Origin of the sequence: Chitinophaga sp. CC14 (assembly GCF_048957795.1) — a bacterium.
GTDB classification, from domain to species: domain Bacteria; phylum Bacteroidota; class Bacteroidia; order Chitinophagales; family Chitinophagaceae; genus Chitinophaga; species Chitinophaga ginsengisegetis.
In genome coordinates this window covers 2,555,837-2,575,835 of the sequence record NZ_JARBFY010000005.1, presented here as the reverse complement: position 1 = coordinate 2,575,835, position 19,999 = coordinate 2,555,837, and the positions used below count along the sequence as shown (strand labels likewise).

General features: G+C 47.4%; 12 protein-coding genes. 9 read left to right on the top strand and 3 right to left on the bottom strand.

What is annotated here, in order from left to right:
• Window positions 1-73: 73 nt before the first annotated feature.
• Window positions 74-1,195: an acyltransferase family protein gene (locus tag PV783_RS30030; RefSeq protein ID WP_111577948.1), complete on the bottom strand. Its 1,122-nt coding sequence runs from the start codon at window positions 1,193-1,195 to the stop codon at window positions 74-76.
• 187 nt (window positions 1,196-1,382) lie between these two features.
• On the opposite strand from PV783_RS30030, the gene PV783_RS30025 reads away from it, so the two are divergent.
• Window positions 1,383-2,438: a 1,4-beta-xylanase gene (locus tag PV783_RS30025; protein WP_079470904.1), complete on the top strand. Its 1,056-nt coding sequence runs from the start codon at window positions 1,383-1,385 to the stop codon at window positions 2,436-2,438.
• A gap of 44 nt (window positions 2,439-2,482) precedes the next feature.
• On the opposite strand, the gene PV783_RS30020 is transcribed toward PV783_RS30025, so the two are convergent.
• Window positions 2,483-3,313 carry a YitT family protein gene (locus tag PV783_RS30020; RefSeq protein WP_079470903.1) on the bottom strand — a complete coding sequence of 277 codons (831 nt, stop codon included), beginning with the start codon at window positions 3,311-3,313 and terminating at the stop codon, window positions 2,483-2,485.
• Window positions 3,314-4,418: 1,105 nt separating this feature from the next.
• Here PV783_RS30020 and PV783_RS30015 point away from each other — a divergent pair.
• The 6 genes from PV783_RS30015 (at window position 4,419) to PV783_RS29990 (ending at window position 12,936) form a co-directional block, all read left to right on the top strand.
• Window positions 4,419-5,261 (top strand): energy transducer TonB, encoded by an 843-nt coding sequence (locus tag PV783_RS30015; protein WP_420990610.1) that lies wholly within the window; start codon window positions 4,419-4,421, stop codon window positions 5,259-5,261.
• A gap of 353 nt (window positions 5,262-5,614) precedes the next feature.
• Window positions 5,615-8,194 (top strand): phosphoenolpyruvate carboxylase, encoded by a 2,580-nt coding sequence (locus tag PV783_RS30010; RefSeq protein WP_420990609.1) that lies wholly within the window; start codon window positions 5,615-5,617, stop codon window positions 8,192-8,194.
• Between the two features lie 148 nt (window positions 8,195-8,342).
• Window positions 8,343-9,761: an NADP-dependent phosphogluconate dehydrogenase gene (gene gndA / locus PV783_RS30005; protein WP_420990608.1), complete on the top strand. Its 1,419-nt coding sequence runs from the start codon at window positions 8,343-8,345 to the stop codon at window positions 9,759-9,761.
• Window positions 9,762-9,785: 24 nt separating this feature from the next.
• The gene (gene zwf, locus PV783_RS30000; RefSeq protein ID WP_420990607.1) at window positions 9,786-11,291 is read left to right on the top strand and encodes a glucose-6-phosphate dehydrogenase; all 1,506 of its coding nucleotides are present in this window, start codon (window positions 9,786-9,788) and stop codon (window positions 11,289-11,291) included.
• Window positions 11,292-11,336: 45 nt separating this feature from the next.
• Window positions 11,337-12,062 (top strand): 6-phosphogluconolactonase, encoded by a 726-nt coding sequence (gene pgl, locus PV783_RS29995; RefSeq protein WP_111577944.1) that lies wholly within the window; start codon window positions 11,337-11,339, stop codon window positions 12,060-12,062.
• Window positions 12,063-12,177: 115 nt separating this feature from the next.
• The gene (locus PV783_RS29990) at window positions 12,178-12,936 is read left to right on the top strand and encodes an amidohydrolase family protein (protein ID WP_420990606.1); all 759 of its coding nucleotides are present in this window, start codon (window positions 12,178-12,180) and stop codon (window positions 12,934-12,936) included.
• A gap of 48 nt (window positions 12,937-12,984) precedes the next feature.
• Here PV783_RS29990 and PV783_RS29985 read toward each other — a convergent pair whose 3' ends face one another.
• Window positions 12,985-14,568: an FMN-binding glutamate synthase family protein gene (locus PV783_RS29985; RefSeq protein ID WP_420990605.1), complete on the bottom strand. Its 1,584-nt coding sequence runs from the start codon at window positions 14,566-14,568 to the stop codon at window positions 12,985-12,987.
• Between the two features lie 379 nt (window positions 14,569-14,947).
• Here PV783_RS29985 and PV783_RS29980 point away from each other — a divergent pair, with 379 nt between their 5' ends.
• Window positions 14,948-17,560, top strand: coding sequence for a family 20 glycosylhydrolase (locus tag PV783_RS29980; protein WP_420990604.1), 2,613 nt, complete (start codon window positions 14,948-14,950; stop codon window positions 17,558-17,560).
• Between the two features lie 174 nt (window positions 17,561-17,734).
• Complete coding sequence (locus PV783_RS29975; protein ID WP_420990603.1) at window positions 17,735-19,918, top strand: DUF5916 domain-containing protein; 2,184 nt, start codon at window positions 17,735-17,737, stop codon at window positions 19,916-19,918.
• Window positions 19,919-19,999: the final 81 nt, after the last annotated feature.

Genomic DNA, 19,999 nt, shown 5'->3' with positions numbered 1-19,999 from the left:
ATGTTTGATGCATATAAAAGCAAAGGGAAGGCCATTAAGCCTCCCCTTTGCTTTTATATTTAGTAAGATAACGTTATACGCGGACGTAGATTTTTTTCCTGTCGAGAATAAATCCTACCACCCAGCACGTGAGCATGAAGGCCAGTGAAAACAGCAGCGATCCAAACTTGCCCGGCGACAGTGGCTGGAAGATAGTGTCGTTGATCCATTTATAGAGCGACACGCCATTGACCATAAAGAAATAGAACAGGATGGCCAGTACTTCCGATAGCAGATAGAGGAACAACGGGTTTTTACCGAACACCGTAAAGAAGCCGGTGCCTTTGGTAACGCTGAGGATATCTATCACAAAAATCAGGAGTGATAACAGCAGCAGGTCTATCCCGATGGTGAGCAATACATAGGAGCTGGTCCACAATTTTTTATTGATAGGGAATACCGTGTTCCATGCATATGCCAGCAGCAGGAATAATACGCCGGCGCCAACCATACGGAGTAAGCCGGGTTTTGTTCTGCCCTGTTGCTGAACAAACAGGCCGGTGTAATACCCTGCCACCACGTTTACTACAGCAGGAATGGTGCTGAGTATACCTTCCGGATCAAAGGCAATGCCTTCGCCATGATACATGTGGTTATCTCCCAAAATAAGTTTATCGAGCAGGATGCCGGCATTGCCGCCCATGCTGTACTGTTCGCCGGGAGTACCAAAATACCACATAACGCCCCAGTAACCCAGGAGGAATACGGCACTGACAATCCATACCACTTTCTTAGAGCAGTAGTGAATCAGGAGAGAAGCAATACAATAGCACAATGCAATACGTTGCAGCACACCCAGTATGCGGGTATGACTAAATGGTTTGAATTGAAGCCCGGTATCGGTATGTTCTACAAACGGGAACCAGTACATCAGGTACCCGAGCAGGAAAATGATCAAGGTGCGTTTGAAAATCTTTCCCAGCACCGCTGAATTTCCCAGTTGTTCGTATTTCCTCATGCTGAAGCTCATGGCGTTGCCCACAGCAAAAAGAAAAGAGGGAAATACCATATCGGTGGGTGTCCAGCCATGCCAGGCAGCATGGTCAAGTGGCCAGTAAGTTCCACCAGTGCCGCCTGTGTTCACTATGATCATGAAACAAACAGTCAGTCCGCGGAATACGTCCAGCGGTAAAAAGCGTTGAGAGCTTTGTGTCATTTCCCTTTAATTGTATTGGTTGATAAGATGGTAAGGATAGAAAAGAGCGTTGAGCTGCCTACAATATATACATCTAAATGTCAAAATCCAAATATGAATTCTTTCCGGAAAAACAAATTGAGACATATCGGCTAACGTGAGACACGTATAATCACTATTTTGGAGACTCCACTAAAAAAGTTACGTTATGAATTACAGATTTATTGCGTTGTGCGTGGCCGTGCTTGTTCAGATGAGCTGTAAGCAGCCCGAAAAGGGGCTGTGGTCAAAGGAAAGGGCCAATGCCTGGTATGCGGGTAAAGACTGGATCAGGGGAAGCGATTTCATTCCCAGCACCGCTATCAACCAGCTGGAAATGTGGCAGGCCGCTACTTTTGATACCGCTACAATTAACCGGGAACTGGGTTATGCAGAAGGGATCGGGCTGAACACCATGCGGGTATATTTGCATCATGTGCCCTGGGTGGTTGACTCCGCGGGGTTTAAGCAGCGGATCAGCACCTACCTGGATATTGCAGACAGGCACCACATCTCCACTTTATTTGTGTTTTTTGATGATTGCTGGGACAGTACTTACCAGGCCGGCCCGCAGCGGGCGCCAAGACCGGGCATCCACAATTCCGGCTGGGTACAGGACCCGGGATTAGCTATCCACCAGCGTCCTGCGCTTGTGGATACATTGGAGAGATATGTGAAAGATGTCATGACTTCTTTTGCCGACGACAAGCGAATCCTGTTATGGGACTTGTATAATGAACCCGGTAACTCCGGTCATGGTAACAAAAGTTTGCCCCTGCTGGAAAAAGTATTTGCCTGGGGCCGGGAGGTAAATCCTTCACAGCCATTATCCGCCGGGATATGGGACTGGAAGCTGAAGGAGCTCTCCAAATTCCAGGAAACCCATTCCGATGTAATTACCTATCACAACTATTCCCCGCCGGAAGAGCATCAGCGGGATATTGATACCCTGCGTCCGTTGGGAAGGCCGCTTATTTGTACGGAATATATGGCCCGTACGCGCAGCAGCCGTTTTGATAATATTATGCCGTTGCTGAAAAAGGAAAATATCGGCGCCATTAACTGGGGGCTGGTAGCGGGTAAAACCAATACCAAATATGCCTGGAGCACGCCTATGCCGGATGGCAGCGAGCCTCCTACCTGGTTTCATGATATTTTCCGGCCGGATGGAACGCCTTATAGTGAAGAAGAAGTGAAAGTGATCCGCGGGTTAACCGGTAAGTAATGATGGTTGCCGGCTTTCCTGGTACAGGAAGCCGGCAGCTAATACTATTTTGAAAATCCTCTTCCCAGTACTTCATGTACTTCGTGTATTACCACAAAGGCCTCCGGGTCGGTTTCCTGCACCAGTGATTTAAGTCGCATCAGCTCCTGTTTGCCGATCACTACATACAACACTTCTTTGGGCGCGCCGGTATAGGCGCCATGCCCGTGCAATACGGTGGCGCCGCGTTTCATTTCGCCGGTGATTTTTGCCGCAATGGCTTCCGTGCGTGCGGAAATAATGGTGATGGCGCGTTTGGTGTTAAGACCATCCACGATATAATCCACCGTTCTGGCGCCAATGTATACGGCAATAAAAGTGTACATGGTTTTTTCTATGCCTATAATAAAGGAAGAAGCCATGATCACAACAATGTCGAAAATGAGCATGGCGTTGCCCAGTGTCCATCCGAAATACTTGTTAAATAGCCGGGCTACAATAGCCGACCCGCCGGTGGTGCCGCCGGACAGGAATACCAGGCCAATACCAATACCTACCAGCAGCCCCGCAAAAATAGCCGCCAGCAAAGGATTGGTGGTAACCGGGGCGAGTTTGTTTTCTGTGAGATACAGGAACAGGGAACAGAACAGGATGCCGAGGATGGTATATACCATACTTCTTTTATCCAGGAGCCGGTATCCCGTTACAATGAGGATAGCATTGATGATGAAGTTGGTTACACCCGGTGACCATCCCCAATAGTAGTAGGTTACAATGGTGATACCGATTACGCCTCCCTCAGATAATTTGTTGGGGATGGCCAGGTAGTTGATGCCTGCTGCAAAGATGAAGGCACCTGCTATAATGAGTAAAATGTTTTTCACATGCTCTTTCATGCCGCAAAAATACACTTTTGTCGTACGCGGGCGCTGACTCCCCCCTCCGGGATAAAACAAAAAATCACAAAAAAAATTGCGCAATTATTTGGAATTAATAAAACTCGATGTATATTTGTCTACCAAATCAGTAGACTAATAAGATCTACCACCACAGGGAAGCATCAGGCAAACGCTTCCGGCATCCTTTGACCACCAGCAAGGTGTTGCTGCCATCATTATTGAAAATGTGTAAATAAAAAATACACTATGAAAAGGCACACGCTAACTAGTGGAATGCGTTACCACACGCAAAATATCGTGGTAAATATCACCTGTCCCCGTTACATTCAAATGGCGGGCTGTTATTGCAGCCGCTGTTGAAAAGAAAATCTTGCGTTCTGTAAGCTGTAAATAGAATGCCTGGTCAGGCTTGCGGGAAAGGTGTGCTGCAAATTTATTGGTGGTAAATTTATCAGCAACGTACCTCCCCGCATCCTCCTGGCATTTATCAACTGAAATCTTAAACCGGTCTCTCTCATTTTATTTAACATGAAAACAATCATCAACTGTTCAGCCTTGATGCCTTTACCCGGCAGACCGGTAATAACAGCTGTGTAAGATAATATAACGTATACGGATACACGTATTACGAGTGTATTGGTAACGGAATAGAATTGGGTTACTATCCATTGAAATTAAACGATCAACTTCAGTTCAAAAGGGGCGTTGTCTCAAACAATACTGGTGGGTTTTGTCGGCAATTGCCCCACGGACTGAAGCCATCATCGGATCATTAAAGACTGCTTCCAAACCAACTGTTATTAAGATATTATCCGGAAGCGGTCGGGCAACATACGAAGTAACGTATACGCCTATACTTTTTTCGGAAAGCCTAATTAAAATGAAGGAACCACTTGTTTTCAGGTAAGGTCCCCAGTGCCAGCAAGTCCCGACACGTGTCGGGACTTCTATTTTTAATACTATCTCCATTATATATATTATAGCCTGTTCCATTACCCCGGTTTCATATACCCCGCCCCGTTATCCATCTCCCTGAAAATATATTTTCAGAAACCTTATGGAAAATATTTTACTATCTCATCTAATTAAAAAACATATTACCATGGACTCAGCTAAAATCCCGGGGAATGATTTCCTCGACATTCTCTTCTATGGAAGGAACAAAGATTATGGGGCCTATGAATTACGCAGTCGCTACGACCGGCGTGTTCGCAACGCAGTAATGGGCACCGCTTCTATTATGCTGGTAATGATCGGCGGCTACGTGTTGAACAACACATTGATGGCCGCAGAAAATGTACACCGGCCTGTATTGGCAGAGAAGAAAATTGAATTACAGGCATTGGAGATCCCACCGGAACCTCCTGTTACCATTCCTCCTCCGCCAGTAACTTCAGCACCACCGCCATTAGCTGCTTCTGTCAGGGTAACTACACCGGTGATTGTTGATTCGGATGTTCCACCGGACGAAATGCCTCCGAAGAATGCCGATATTGGAACCAAAGTAGTAGGCTTTACTACCTCAGAAGGAGTGGAAGGAGGTATGGACATTGATCTGAACGCCAGTGGTAACGGCAATTCCGGCGTAATAACAGTAGCAAACAAAGCTGCCGATGCCGACGGCCCGCTTATTACCGTGGAAATCATGCCCGAATTCCCAGGTGGTGAACGTGCATTAGCAAAATATCTCGGTAATAATATCCGGTATCCACACCTCGCCCAGGAAAATGAAATACAGGGAATCGTATATATCCAGTTTGTGGTAAACCGTGATGGCACTATTTCACAGGTAAAAACAACAGGCGCAGCTAAAGGCGGTGGGCTTGAAGAAGAAGCGATCCGCGTAATCAGCAAAATGCCGAAGTGGAAGCCTGGTAGACAGAACGGACAATATGTGGCGGTATATTTTAACCTGCCGGTCAACTTCAAATTAAGCGGCAACTAAGTATCCAGGTAGTTTCACGTTTCTTTCATTTCAATAAACACTTTTATTAATAACCCGGAAAGTTCTGTCATCGTTTGACGGAGTGACTTCCTATATTATTATCTCTTTAATTCTTAATTCCTGTTTATCCGGCTTACATCCATTTAACCTGCGCATTCTGATTCCTGATACCAGTCCCGGCCCGCATATAGCGGCCGGGATTGCTTTTTAATCCCCCTGCTTCTTATTAGATAATATTCAAACATTATCACTTTCTGTAAAACAAAAATCAAAAATCTAAGAAATTAACATAATAATTATTAATTTAACAGCCGCTTAGTCTTCTTCTTTAGCACTATAAACGGATAATTAGTATGGAAGCGCCGGTAAATAATTCGCTGCAACAGTTCAAAAACCTTGTTGGGACCAAGTTTCAGCTGTATAATAGCCTCTTCACCTCTTTGCCTTTCCACCGGGTGGAAAAGACAGGGATCTTCCTGTCCCTGTTCCTGCTTCACTGTGAAGAAGGATATGCCAAAGGCAACAGCCCCCAGGAAATTATGGACTCCTTTTTTTCCCAGTATACCACCTATACGGATGAAAAGCAACGAACAGACCTGTTGTTCCGCTTTGTGCAATACGCTGAAAGACAGGTAGTACTGTTTGATGCACTGGAAGATGCAGCGTTCCGGAATATCCGCGACCTGCAGGGCGCCGGTACTTTGCGCCACCTGCAGTCTGAAGTGATCCAGGAACAAGCCCAGGATAAACTAAAGGATAAACTGAAGGATTTTTCCGTGAGACTGGTGCTGACCGCGCATCCTACACAATTTTACCCCAGCGAGGTACTGGGTATTATCAACGATCTGTCTAAAGCCCTCATCGACGAAAATACCAGCCAGGTAAATATGTACCTGCAACAGCTGGGGAAAACACCGTTCTTCAAAAAAGAAAAACCCACCCCGTATGATGAAGCCATCAGCCTGGTGTGGTTTCTTGAAAATATATTTTACCAGTCGGCCGGCCGCATCCTGTCGTCCATCCGGGCGCAGTTTCCAGGCGCCATCAGCAGCGAGAACTCCGTGATCCGTATGGGCTTCTGGCCCGGTGGTGACCGTGACGGGAACCCGTTTGTGAAAGCGCCCACCACTGTAGAAGTAGCCGCCGCCCTGCGGGCATCTATTATGAAATGCTACTTCCGGGAAGTACGCAATCTGCGCCGCCGCCTTACTTTTAAAGGCGTGGAAAACGTAGTAGCTGCACTGGAATCAAAATTATCCCGCAACCTCTTTATTCCCGGGCACAAAGCAGATATCAGCCGCCAGGAAATACTGGACACGTTGTCGGATATACGAAATACTATTATTGCCGATCTGAACGGGTTGTTTGTACATCTCGTAGATAACCTGATCAGCAAAGTGGAAATATTCGGATTGTTCTTTGCTTCCCTGGATATCCGCCAGGACAGCTCTGTTCATGAAGCCGTACTGGAAGCGGTAGCCGCTAAAACAACCGCACTGCCGGATAATTATACTTCCCTGGGAGATAAAGAAAAGATCAGTGCATTACTGAATATAAAAGAAGCCGCAGATCCAATGGCACTGGAAAACCCACTGCACCAGGATACCCTTCAAACCATTGCTTCCATTAAGGAAATACAGGCTGCCAATGGGGAAGAAGGCTGCAACCGTTATATTATCAGTCATAGTACCAGTGTACTCAATGTAATGGAAGTATACGGTTTGTTTCTCCTGAGCGGCTGGAAAAAAGAAGAGATGACGGTAGATATTGTACCGCTGTTTGAAACCATTGATGACCTGCGTCATGCAGGACAGGTGATGAAAGAGCTGTACGAAAACGCCGAATACCGCGAGCACCTGCGTCGCCGCCAGTGCAAACAAACCATTATGCTCGGCTTCTCGGATGGCACCAAAGACGGTGGCTATCTCATGGCCAACTGGAGCATCTATAAAGCAAAAGAAGAACTCACTACTATCTCCAAAGAATATGGAATCAACGTGGTGTTCTTTGACGGCAGGGGAGGTCCCCCGGCCCGTGGCGGCGGAAAAACGCACCAGTTCTATGCTTCTATGGGCAGGAACATTGCCAATAAAGAAATACAACAAACCATACAGGGGCAAACCATCAGCTCCAACTTTGGTACCGTGGATGCAGCACAGTTCAATATGGAACAACTGATACACGCGGGCATCAGCAATGAACTGTTCTCTTCCCGTGAAGTAACACTGAGCAAATCGGAAGAAGATTTGCTGCAATCACTTGCGGATGAAGGGTATAAATCTTACAATAAATTAAAAACACATCCTCATTTCCTGGCTTACCTCGATCATGCCAGCCCGCTGCGTTACTATGCGGAGGCTAATATCGGCAGCCGTCCCAGCAAACGTAATGCCTCTGCCAAACTCAATCTCAACGATCTGAGAGCAGTGCCTTATGTAGGTGCGTGGAGCCAGCTGAAACAGAATGTACCGGGCTATTATGGCGTGGGCAGTGCGCTGGAACAGCTGGAAAAACAAGGTAAATGGGAGGAAGTTCAGGCATTATACGTGCACTCCCTGTTTTTCAGGACATTGCTCGATAACTGTGTAATGGCGATGAAGAAGAGCTATTTCCCGCTTACTGCTTACCTGGCTAAACATCCGCAATACGGCGAAGTATGGCAGATGATCTATAATGAATTTGAGCTGACAAAGAAATACCTGCTGTTGCTGACCAATGAGCCGGAACTGATGGCTGGCAGCCCGATTGACCTGCTGTCTATCCAGATGAGGGAAAGAATTGTGCTGCCTTTGCTCACTACCCAACAGTATGCGCTTACTCGCATCCGGGAGCTGGATTCACATCCCGACAACGGGCATGGCAGGGAAACCTACGAAAAGCTCATCATGCGTTGCTCTTTTGGTATTATCAATGCCGGCAGAAACTCGGCATAAAAATTATTCATAAATACAACTACGGAGTTATGTGGAAATAGTGACGGTGAACAACATCAGCTGCTATCTCCATATAACTCCGTAATTCGTAATTTGTATTTCGTAATTCTTCCCTACTTTTACACCTCCTTAAGTAACTTCTCTATATATGGCAAACAGCTTATATGACTTTGGAATGATCGGCCTCGGCGTAATGGGCAGAAACCTGTTACTGAATATGGCGGATCATGGCTTTTCCGTTATCGGCTTTGATAAAGACGCTGCCAAGAACAGCGCACTGGAAGCAGCCGCTACCCCCGGTACTACCGTTAAAGGTGTTGCAGAGCTGGCCACTATGGTACAGTTGCTGGAACGTCCCCGCAAATTAATGATGCTGGTACCCGCCGGTCAGCCGGTAGATGACGTGATAGCTTCCCTGTTGCCGCTGCTGGAGCAGGGCGACGTAGTAATAGATGGTGGTAACTCCCACTATACGGACACTTTACGCCGTGTGAAACAACTCCGTGAAAAAGGTATCCATTTTATGGGTATTGGCGTTTCCGGTGGTGAGCAGGGCGCGCGTACCGGTCCGAGCATTATGCCCGGTGGCGACCTCGATGCCTATGCAAAGGTACAACCCATGCTGGAAGCGATTTCCGCCAAAGTAAAAGGTACGCCTTGCGTAGCTTACCTGGGTAAAGAAGGCGCCGGCCATTATGTGAAAATGGTGCATAACGGTATTGAATATGCTATTATGCAACTGATCAGTGAAAGCTATACCCTGTTGCAAAAGGGGGCTGGCCTCAACAATGATCAACTGCACGAAGTATTCAAAAGCTGGAACCAGGGCGCATTACAATCGTTCCTGGTGGAAATTACCGCAGATATCTTCCTCCAGAACGACGATAAATCAGACAAACGCCTGGTAGACGTGATCTCCGATAAAGCAGGTTCCAAAGGAACCGGTAAATGGACCTCACAGGATGCGATGGAATTGCCGGTAGCCGTTCCCGTGATTGATACCGCGGTAGCTATGCGTACCCTCTCCGGTTACAAAGAACAGCGCCTGGAAGCAGAAGCGATCTATAAAGCACCGGAAAATACCATTCATGCCGACGCGGAAATGTGGATCAAACAGGTACACGATGCCCTCTACTTTGCCACCATCCTGAGCTATGCACAGGGACTGGCCATGCTGAGAGAAGCCTCTACCGACCTGAAAATGGAAATCCCGTTACCGGAAGTGGTGAAAGTATGGAGAGGTGGTTGTATCATCCGTTCTTCCCTGCTGGAAATATTTACACAGGCTTACCAGAAAAATGCTGATCTGGCCAACATCCTGCTGGATGAAGGCGTAGCTTATCTCGTACAATCAGTTGAAAGCAACACCCGCAGCGTAATTGCGCAGGCCGCCTCCGCAGGTATCCCTGTAGGCGGATTCATGTCTGCTTTATCTTATTTCGATGCGTTCCGTACGGGTCGCATGGCTACCAACCTGATTCAGGCACAGCGCGATTACTTCGGCGCACACACCTATCAGCGTATTGATATGCCAGGCACTTTCCATACGGAATGGCAGCAGCACTAAAAATGTTCATCTTTAATTAAACATATGCAGATCCATAAACGCCCGCCTGCATCCATCCTGTTCATATTCGGAGGCAGTGGCGATTTAAACTACCGGAAACTAACGCCTGCGTTATATAATCTCTTTTTAGATGAGTGGATGCCGGAACAATTTGCTATTGCAGGTTTAGGCCGTAGTCCATACAGCAACGAAGACTATAATAAACACCTGCTGGAAGGAATCAGCAAGTTTTCCCGCCGGAAGGGCGAGCAGAATGGTCACTGGCAAGATTTCAGTAATCATGTTACTTATCTGCAGATGGATGCGGAAGATCCTGCATCTTACAGCAAGATCACCGATTTTGTAACGCAGAAGGAACAAGAGTGGGGCGTACATCCAACCGTTATCTTTTACCTGGCCGTAGCGCCGCAACTGGTACCGAATATAGCTACCCGTTTGGGTGAGCTGAACCTTTGCTCCGATAAGCATTGCACCCGCATTGTAGTGGAAAAACCATTTGGTCATGACCTGCAAAGTGCGCATGAACTGAATGAACTGCTGGCGAAGAAATTTACAGAAGAGCAGATCTATCGTATTGATCACTACCTCGGTAAAGAAACCATTCAGAATATCCTGGCTTTCCGCTTCGCAAACGCATTGTTTGAACCGGTGTGGAACCGCAACTATATCGATAACATCCAGATCACTGCGGCTGAAAGCGTGGGACTGGAAGGTCGTGGCGGTTACTACGAAAGGGCAGGAGCGCTGCGCGATATGGTGCAGAACCATATCCTGCAGATCATGTGCATCCTGGCAATGGAAGCGCCGGTATCTTTTGATGCCAATGAAGTGCGTAATAAGAAAGTGGATGTGCTCAACGCTATCCGCCGTATTACACCGGATAAGGTGCATGAGCATGCCGTACGCGGACAATATTCTGCCGGCTGGATGAAAGGAAATAAAGTGGCCGGCTACCGTGAGGAAAAAGGTGTAGATCCCAAATCCAATATCGATACTTACGCTGCCGTTAAATTTTATATCGACAACTGGCGCTGGCAGGGCGTTCCGATCTATGTGCGGACCGGTAAGTACCTTCACCAGAAAGCTACCAATATCATTATCACCTTTAAGGAAGCACCTCCTTATTCTTTCCCGATAGAAGCTGCACAAACATGGCGCCCTAACAGGCTCACCATCAGCATTCAACCGGAAATGGATATACGGATCCGCTTCCAGGCGAAACGTCCCGGACAAACCATGACGCTGGACCCGGTAGACATGACCTTTAACTACGATGCCGCCAATGGCGAGCATGCACCGGAAGCATACGAAACTTTGCTGCTGGATGTAATGGAAGGCGATGCTACCCTGTTCATGCGCGGCGACCAGGTAGATGCTGCCTGGAAAGTGATCATGCCTATCCTGGAAACATGGGAAAACCGCACCCCGCAGGACTTCCCGAACTATGCACCCGATTCATGGGGCCCCGACGATGCAGACGCACTCGTTGCCCGCGACGGTCATACCTGGATTAATTTACCTACTAAATAATAATTACGGACCATTTGTGAAAATGGTCCGTAACTTTTTTATCTTATGGAACTACATATCGCAAAAGATCCTGCCCAGCTGAGTGAAAATGTAGCCGCGTGGATCAGCAACTACATACTGGAAGTATTACAAACACAGGAACGGTTTACGTTTGTACTGTCTGGTGGTAATACGCCAAAGCAGCTATACAGCCTGCTGGCGAAAGCTCCCTACAACATGGTGATACCCTGGGAGAAAATACATTTTTTCTGGGGAGATGAAAGAGATGTGCCCTTTGAAGATGAGCGTAACAACGCCCGCATGGCATTTGAATCATTACTGGATAAAGTAAGTGTAAATCCTGAAAATATCCATGTAATGCGTACCGATATCGGCCCGGAAGAATCGGCTGCCGAATATGAAAAGATCCTGAAATCGTATTTCGGAAAGGATGATACCACGTTTGACCTGGTGTTACTGGGTATGGGAGACGATGGGCACACCCTGTCACTGTTCCCCGGATTGCCTATTGTACACGAAAAGAAAGCCTGGGTGAAATCATTTTTCCTGGAAGCACAGAATATGTACCGCATTACCTTAACGGCACCGGTAGTCAATAAAGCTGCCTGTGTGCTGTTCCTCACCACCGGCGCCAACAAAGCCATTACGCTGAAAAGCGTGATCGAAGGCACTTTCGATGCTGAGAAATATCCTTCCCAGCTGATCAGACCGGAAGAAGGCGAGCTGCATTGGTTTGTAGACGAAGCTGCTGCCGGCGCAATGGAAATTTAACAAAACATAAAGCAATTGCTGTAAAGGGCTGAGCGGATTAAGAGATCTACTCAGCCCTTCTGCTTTCTGCTTTCAGCTATTTTCTGTAGCTTGTGATTGTAACAACGATGAGATTATGTTTGATAAGCCCATATTCGACGCACACCTGCATATCATTGATCACCGGTTTCCTTTGCAACCAAACGAAGGCTTTTTGCCATCGGAATTTTCAGTAGCCGACTACCAGCAACAGGTAGCGCCGCTGAACATCGCCGGCGGGGCAGTGGTTTCCGGCTCTTTCCAGGGATTTGATCAGGGATACCTGCTGGAAGCGCTGAAGCAGCTGGGGGCCGGTTATGTTGGCGTAACGCAGATACCAGCCGGTACCAGCGACGAAGAAATTATAGCCCTGCATGAAGCAGGTGTACGCGCCGTAAGATTTAATGTACAGCGCGGCGGTTCCGAAAGTGTAAAACACCTCGAACGGCTGGCGTTACGTGTATATGAACTGGTGAAATGGCATGTGGAGTTGTATGTGGATTCCCGGCAACTTCCCGGGCTGTCTACCACCCTGCATAAACTGCCTGCCGTGGTAATTGATCACCTGGGTTTGTCAAAAGCCGGGTTCAAATATTTATTGCCATTGGTGGAGAAAGGAGCGAGGGTAAAAGCAACGGGTTTCAGTCGTTGTGATTTTGATGTATTAACCGCCATGCGCCAGATTACGGCTATTAATGCAGGCGCTTTATTATTCGGTACCGATTTGCCCTCTACCCGGGCGCCGCGGCCATTTGCTGCCTCGGATCTGCAACTGATCCTCCAGAATTTCCCGGCAGATATTGCCGCTAAAATATGCAGGGAAAACGCACTGGCGTTGTACCGGCCACGTGGTTAAGCATTCCGGCTTTTATCTCTAGCGGGATAGAAGCCGGAATCTTTTGTATTAAATCCAGGTGTCAATTCCCACTGTTTCCATTTCTCTTTTCAGATGTTCCGGCATTAGTCCGTTTAACAATGCACCCGGCGCAGTACTCGGGTATATGTCTTCAAAAGTTTTCACCTGGTTCATAAATACCCGGCGGAAAATATGCCGCCTGGTAATATCATGCGGATCCTTCAAACCTGCTGCACCAGCAAGTTCTATAGCGCTTTCAATAGTATCACGGTGGTAGTTGGCTACGCGGTGTTTTTTGTCGTCCACCACCAGGCCGGCAGATAACCATTTATCCTGTGTAGCCACCCCGGTAGGACATTTATTGGTGTTACATACCAATGCCTGTATGCATCCCAGTGCCATCATCATAGCACGGGCGCTGTTGCAGGTATCGGCGCCCAGGGCCATTGCCCGCAGCATGTGATAGCCCGTGAGTATTTTACCCGATGCAATGATCTTCATATGATGACGGATATTGAACCCGGTAAGCGTGTCGTGTACGAAGGAAAGTCCATCCATGAGCGGCATACCCACAGAGTTGGAAAATTCCGGCGGAGCTGCGCCGGTGCCGCCTTCTCCACCATCTACCGTAATAAAATCAGGATAGATATCCGTTTCTATCATCGCTTTGCAGATAGCGTAGAATTCACGCTGCTGGCCAATGCATAGCTTGAATCCAACCGGTTTGCCTTTGCTGAGATCGCGCAGGCGCTGAATAAACAGCATCATTTCCCGCGGACTGTTAAATGCTTTATGATAAGGAGGAGAGAATACAGTGGTATGTGGTTTTACATGACGGATGGCTGCAATTTCGGGCGTGTTTTTAGCCGCCGGCAATATGCCGCCATGGCCGGGTTTGGCGCCCTGCGAAATTTTCAGTTCTATCATTCTGACTTGTGGTAATGCGCTTTTTTCTGCAAACAAACTATCGGAGAAATTGCCATCATCATCGCGGCAACCGAAATAGCCGGTACCTATTTGCCAGATGATGTCGCCACCCTGTTTGAGGTGAGCTTCACTGATACCGCCTTCGCCGGTGTTATGCGCGAAGTTGCCTATTTTGGCGCCTCCGTTTAAAGCCTGCACCGCGTTGTTGCTGAGCGATCCGTAGCTCATGGCGCTCACATTCAGGATGCTGCCGGAATAAGGTTGTTTACAGTCTTTCCCGCCAAAGGTTACACGCGGGTCCTTCTCCAGGTGATCAAAATTCTGTGGCTGAATGGAATGCGCCATCCATTCATATCCTTCCGCGTATACATTAAACTGGGTGCCAAATGGCTGGGAATCCAGTTCCCGCTTGGCACGCTGGTAAATGGTGGAACGGTCTACCCGGTTGATCGGGCTGCCATCAATATCGCTTTCCACAAAGTACTGGTAGATTTTGGGTCGCAATGCTTCCATCCAGTAGCGCATCCGTCCCACTACCGGGTAGTTGCGGATAATAGCGTGTTTGGTTTGCAGGAGGTCAAGCACGCCCATCACAACAATGGGCAATACCAACACCAGTAACCAGAATACCCAGGGGAAAAATAATCCTAAAACGATGATAACACCTAAACTCACACATGAAAATCCGATAAATGCTTTAACCATAGACTTTAATTTTTTGATTTTTTGATGCTCCTGGTTGCAGGAGATTGCCGAATACTTCCTTAGCTATTGTTCTTATAAATCTACTTAACGTATGGCAGATAAATTTGTTAAATCTTGCGGAGGTTGTCTTTCTCAGGATTAAACTTATTACACTGATTAGCTTGATTTTATTTTTTGGGATTTTTAAAAGATTTGGGGAGATATAAGCGAATATCCGCTTATATCTCCCCAAATCTTTTAAAATCAAAAGTGATCAAATCCCTAAATCAATGTAATAAGTTTAATCCTGAGAAAGACAACCTCCGCAAAAATCTCTGCCTCAGTTTTTAAATTATTTTATTATCTTTCAAAATAAGCCAATCTTCAATCAATCCACCACATGAAAAGATACATTCATCCTGGTAAGCTGGTAGCAACTTGCCTGTTCTTATTTAGTACTGTAGCAGGTGTCCGGGCACAACAATCCACGCCTTATGATGCCGCCCGGCTGAAAACCAGTTGGGAAGTGGTAGAAAACCACTACCAGGGCCGCGACAATTTTCAGTCGGCCTTCACCTTTGTAAATACAGCCGGTAAACCGTTTCCCTCCAAAGGATGGCAGTTGTATTTTAATTTTATCAGGATGGTTACACCGGGCGAATTGCCGGGGCATGTGAAAGTGGAACATATCAACGGTGACCTGTACCGTTTTACACCGGCAGATGGCTTTAATGGTATCGCCGCCGGCGACTCCCTGAAACTTGCCATTACCGGCGATGCCTGGGCGGTGAACTTCACAGATGCGCCTACCGGGTTGTACCTGGTATGGGAGGAACAACCGGAAAAAGGGTTCTCTATTAAAGACTATAGTATCCGTCCTTCAACCACCGCAAAACAACTGATGCGTTACCCCGGTGATAAAACCGCGGTAGTAACGCCAACGGATATATTTAAACAGAATGCTGTAGTGAAAGATATCCCGGCATCGCAGCTGCCGCTGGTTTTCCCTACACCAAAATCATATACAGCTACCGGTAAAAGCCTGGTGCTGGATGCTTTCCCGGAAGTGAAAGCCGATCCGCAGTTGTCTGCCAGTGCTGCTGCACTGGATGCTGAATTGCTAACGTTACTGGGTAAACGAAAAAAAGGGACAACCGTTATCAACCTGGTGTATGACGCCGCTATTACTGCGCCGGAAGGTTACCGTTTGAAAGTAGCGCCCGAAGGAATTACCATTACTGCGGGTACTGAAACCGGCGCTTTCTACGGCATTCAATCTTTAAAAACACTGATTCCTCCGGCCGCATTCGCAGGCAACCAGAAAGCCATCACCATACCGGGAGCAGAGGTTACAGATGAACCCCGCTTTGGCTACCGTGCCTTCATGATAGATGTGGCCCGTAACTTTCATAACAAGCGCGATATGTTACGCATCATCGACCTGATGGCGTTGTATAAATTAAACGTATTACATTTTCATTTCAGCGATGATGAAGGTTGGCGCCTGGAAATCCCTTCCCTGCCGGAACTCACTACTGTAGGCGCTAAACGTGGTCATAGCAGCGATTGGAAAAATATGTTGCCGCCATCTTATGGCTCCGGTCCGGATACTACCAACACCGCAGGCAGTGGCTATTTTTCACGCAACGATTTTATAGAGATCCTCCGTTATGCAACGGCAAGGCATATACGTGTTTTACCGGAAATAGAAAGTCCGGGTCACGCCCGCGCTGCGGTAAAAGCAATGGAATCCCGCTACTACCGCCTGAAAGCGGCAGGCCGCGATCAGGAAGCCAACGAATACCTACTCACCGATTTGCAGGATAAATCTGAATACCATTCTGTTCAATATTGGAACGACAATGTGATGAATGTAGCGTTGCCTTCTACTTATCACTTCCTCGATAAAGTGGTGGAAGAATTGCAGTCGATGTATAAAGAAGCCGGTGCCCCACTTGAATCCGTGCATATGGGTGGTGATGAAGTGCCGGGCGGCGTGTTTGAAAAATCACCTGCCTGTATCGCATTGATGCAGCAGGATAAATCACTGAAAGATGTAAATGATCTCTGGTATTATTACTACCGGAAAGTGAATGACCTGCTGAAAACCCGTGGTTTATCAGTAGCCGGATGGGAAGAAGCCGGAATGCGTAAAACAACTGTCAGTGGCGCATCGCAGAGCATTCCTAACCCTGATTTTGTAAACGACCACTTCCAGCTGAATGTATGGAATAACGTGATTGGCGGCGGACAGGAAGATTTATCCTATCGCCTGGCAAATGCAGGATATAAAGTAATACTGTCTGGTGTAAGCAACTTTTATTTTGATATGGCTTATATGAAATCTTTTGACGAACCCGGATTTTACTGGGGTGGTTTTGTAGATGTGGATAAGCCGTTTTATTTTATTCCTTTCGACTATTACAAAAATTCAAAAGTAGATGGCAGGGGCAATCCCGTTACGCCGGAGTTGTTTGTGGGTAAAGACCGGTTAACAGGTTTTGGCGCATCCAATATTCCGGGTATCCAGGGATTGTTGTGGAGTGAAACAGTAACCAGTTCCGATCGCATGGAATATATGATGTTGCCTAAGTTGCTGGGCCTCGCAGAACGGGCATGGGCGCAGGATCCGGAGTGGGCTACCGAAAATGATTCCGCAAAGGCCGAAGCACTGTATGCGCAGGCGTGGAGTGTATTCAGCAATGTAATGGGCAAACGCGAAATGCCGCGCCTGGATTATTACGAGGGCGGTTTCAACTGGCGCATTCCTACTGCAGGCGCGAAAGTGGAAAATGGTGTATTGAGCGCCAACATCCAGATGCCGGGTTTGGTGATAAGGTACACTACTAACGGTGACGAACCTACGTTGAAGAGCCCGGTATATACTACACCGGTTGCAGCGGGTGGTAAAACAGTGAAGCTGAAAGTATTCAGTACCAAAGGCCGCAGCAGCAGAACCACCACTGTAAAAGTGCCGGTAGCTGATACACAGATGAAGAATAATAAATTATAATTTTCCGGGAGAAAGGAAGACGGTGAGCAACGTGGATCTCCTGTTGCTCACCGTTTTCATTTACCTTCTTATCCCGGCAGGATCATGTAAATCCGCCGCATTTACCCTTCATCCATTTTCTTCTTCCTCCTTTTGCAATTTTTGTATTTTGTTCGTTAAACCCATATCAACCTGATGTTTCGCATAATTCCACTTATTATTAGCTGTTGCGTTGTTGGTTTCTCCGTGTGTGCACAAAAGAAAAATGATGCTTATCAATTGCAGATCCGCAAGGCGGTTTCCCCTGTTAAGATAGATGGCGTAATAGACGAAGCCGCGTGGCTGCAGGCCGATGTTGCTACCGGTTTTCATATGGTGCTGCCAATGGATACCAGCGCCGCCAGGTTGCGTACGGATGTGCGTATGACTTACGACGATAAGAACCTGTACCTGGTAGTGGAAAACTATACGAGTGGCGACGGGCCGTATATGGTGGAATCATTGCGCCGCGATTTTGCTTTTCTGAAGAACGATAACTTCCTTTTATTCATGGACCCGTTTGATGATCAGACCAATGGCTTTTCGTTTGGCGCCAACGCTGCCGGAGCGCAATGGGACGGTTTAATGTACGATGGCGGAAAGGTGGACCTGAGCTGGGATAACAAGTGGACATCAGTAGTAAAAAACTATCCGGATAAATGGGTTTTTGAAGCAGTGATACCTTTTAAAACCATCCGTTATAAAAAAGGAATCACCAAATGGGGAATTAACTTCAGCCGGAACGATCTGAAAACAACCGAGAAGTCGGCCTGGGCGCCGGTACCGCGGCAGTTTCCCACGGCTTCGCTGGCCTATACGGGCAACCTGGTATGGGATGCCGCTCCTCCGGCAGCAGGTGCAAATGTATCGCTGATCCCGTACCTGCTGGGAGGCATGTTAAAGGATTATGATAAGGCTACTCCCACCAAATACCGGCGGGATGCTGGTTTGGACGCTAAAGTGGCGGTTACTTCTTCACTGAACCTCGACCTTACAGTGAACCCCGATTTCTCGCAGGTAGATGTGGATAAACAGGTAACCAATCTTGATCGCTTTGAATTGTTTTACCCGGAGAAGCGGCAGTTCTTCCTCGAAAACGGCGACCAGTTTTCCAACTTCGGCTATTCTACGATCCGTCCTTTTTTCTCGAGGCGTATTGGTCTTGGCGGTGTGCCAATCCGTTTTGGCGCGAGGCTGAGTGGTAAGCTTAATAAAGACTGGCGTTTGGGCGTAATGAATATGCAAACCGGGAAACAGGAGGAGACCGGGCTGCCGGCGCAAAACTTTACGGTGGCGGCTTTACAGCGCCGGGTATTTTCCCGCTCCAACCTGGGTTTTATCTTTATTAATAAGGAGTCGGTAAATTATGATCCGGCGAAAGTAACAGATAAGCCTGTTTACAACAGGTATAACCGGAACATGGGACTGGAGTATAACCTGGCATCTTCCAATAATTTCTGGACAGGAAAGGCCATGCTGCTGAAGTCGTACACGCCGAATAAAACCGGCCATGATGTTGCGCATGCGGCCAACCTGCAATACACCAGTAAACAGTGGAATATTGGCTGGCAGCATGAGTATGTGGGGCGCAATTATAATGCGGAAGTGGGATATGTGCCACGCCAGGGATATATCAAGATAGCGCCGCAGGTGACCCGTCTTTTCTTCCCGTTATCGGGTTCTGTATTGAGCCATGGGCCGCAGGTAACCAGCACCTGGTTTTTTGATGAGGCGAATATGCATCGTACGGATAATGAAACCATGCTCAACTACGGCATTGTGTTCCGGAAGCGGAACACGCTCAACGTATGGGCGTCCAATACCTATATCAAACTGCTGCAACCTTTTGATCCGACCAACACCGGTAAGGATAGCCTGGTAAACGGGAGTCAGCATAATTGGAACACCGTGGGTGCTGATTACGTGTCCAAGCCACAAAGCTTGTTTACCTATTCATTGTCGGCCCGCTATGGAGGCTATTATGCGGATGGCAGCCGGCTGATGACCAATACCGAACTGGGATATCGTTTCCAGCCGTATGTGAGCATTGCATTGAGTGCTAACTATAACAATATCAATTTACCAAAGCCCTGGGGTAATAATTCTTTCTGGCTGGTTGGGCCACGGTTGGATGTAACGATGACCAACACTTTGTTCTTTACGGGGTTTATGCAGTACAATGGTCAGCAGAAGAATATGAACCTGAATACCCGCTTCCAGTGGCGCTACCGGCCGGCGTCCGACCTTTTTATTGTTTATACCGACAATTATCTTCCTGAGCCGTTTTATGTAAGGAACCGGGCTTTAGTGCTGAAGCTGGTGTATTGGTTTAATCTCTAATAAATTCCGTTTCGTATTAACAGTTAAGATTCGATTAACACTTTCCAGTTTTATACCACTTAACATTGCACCACAAGTTTG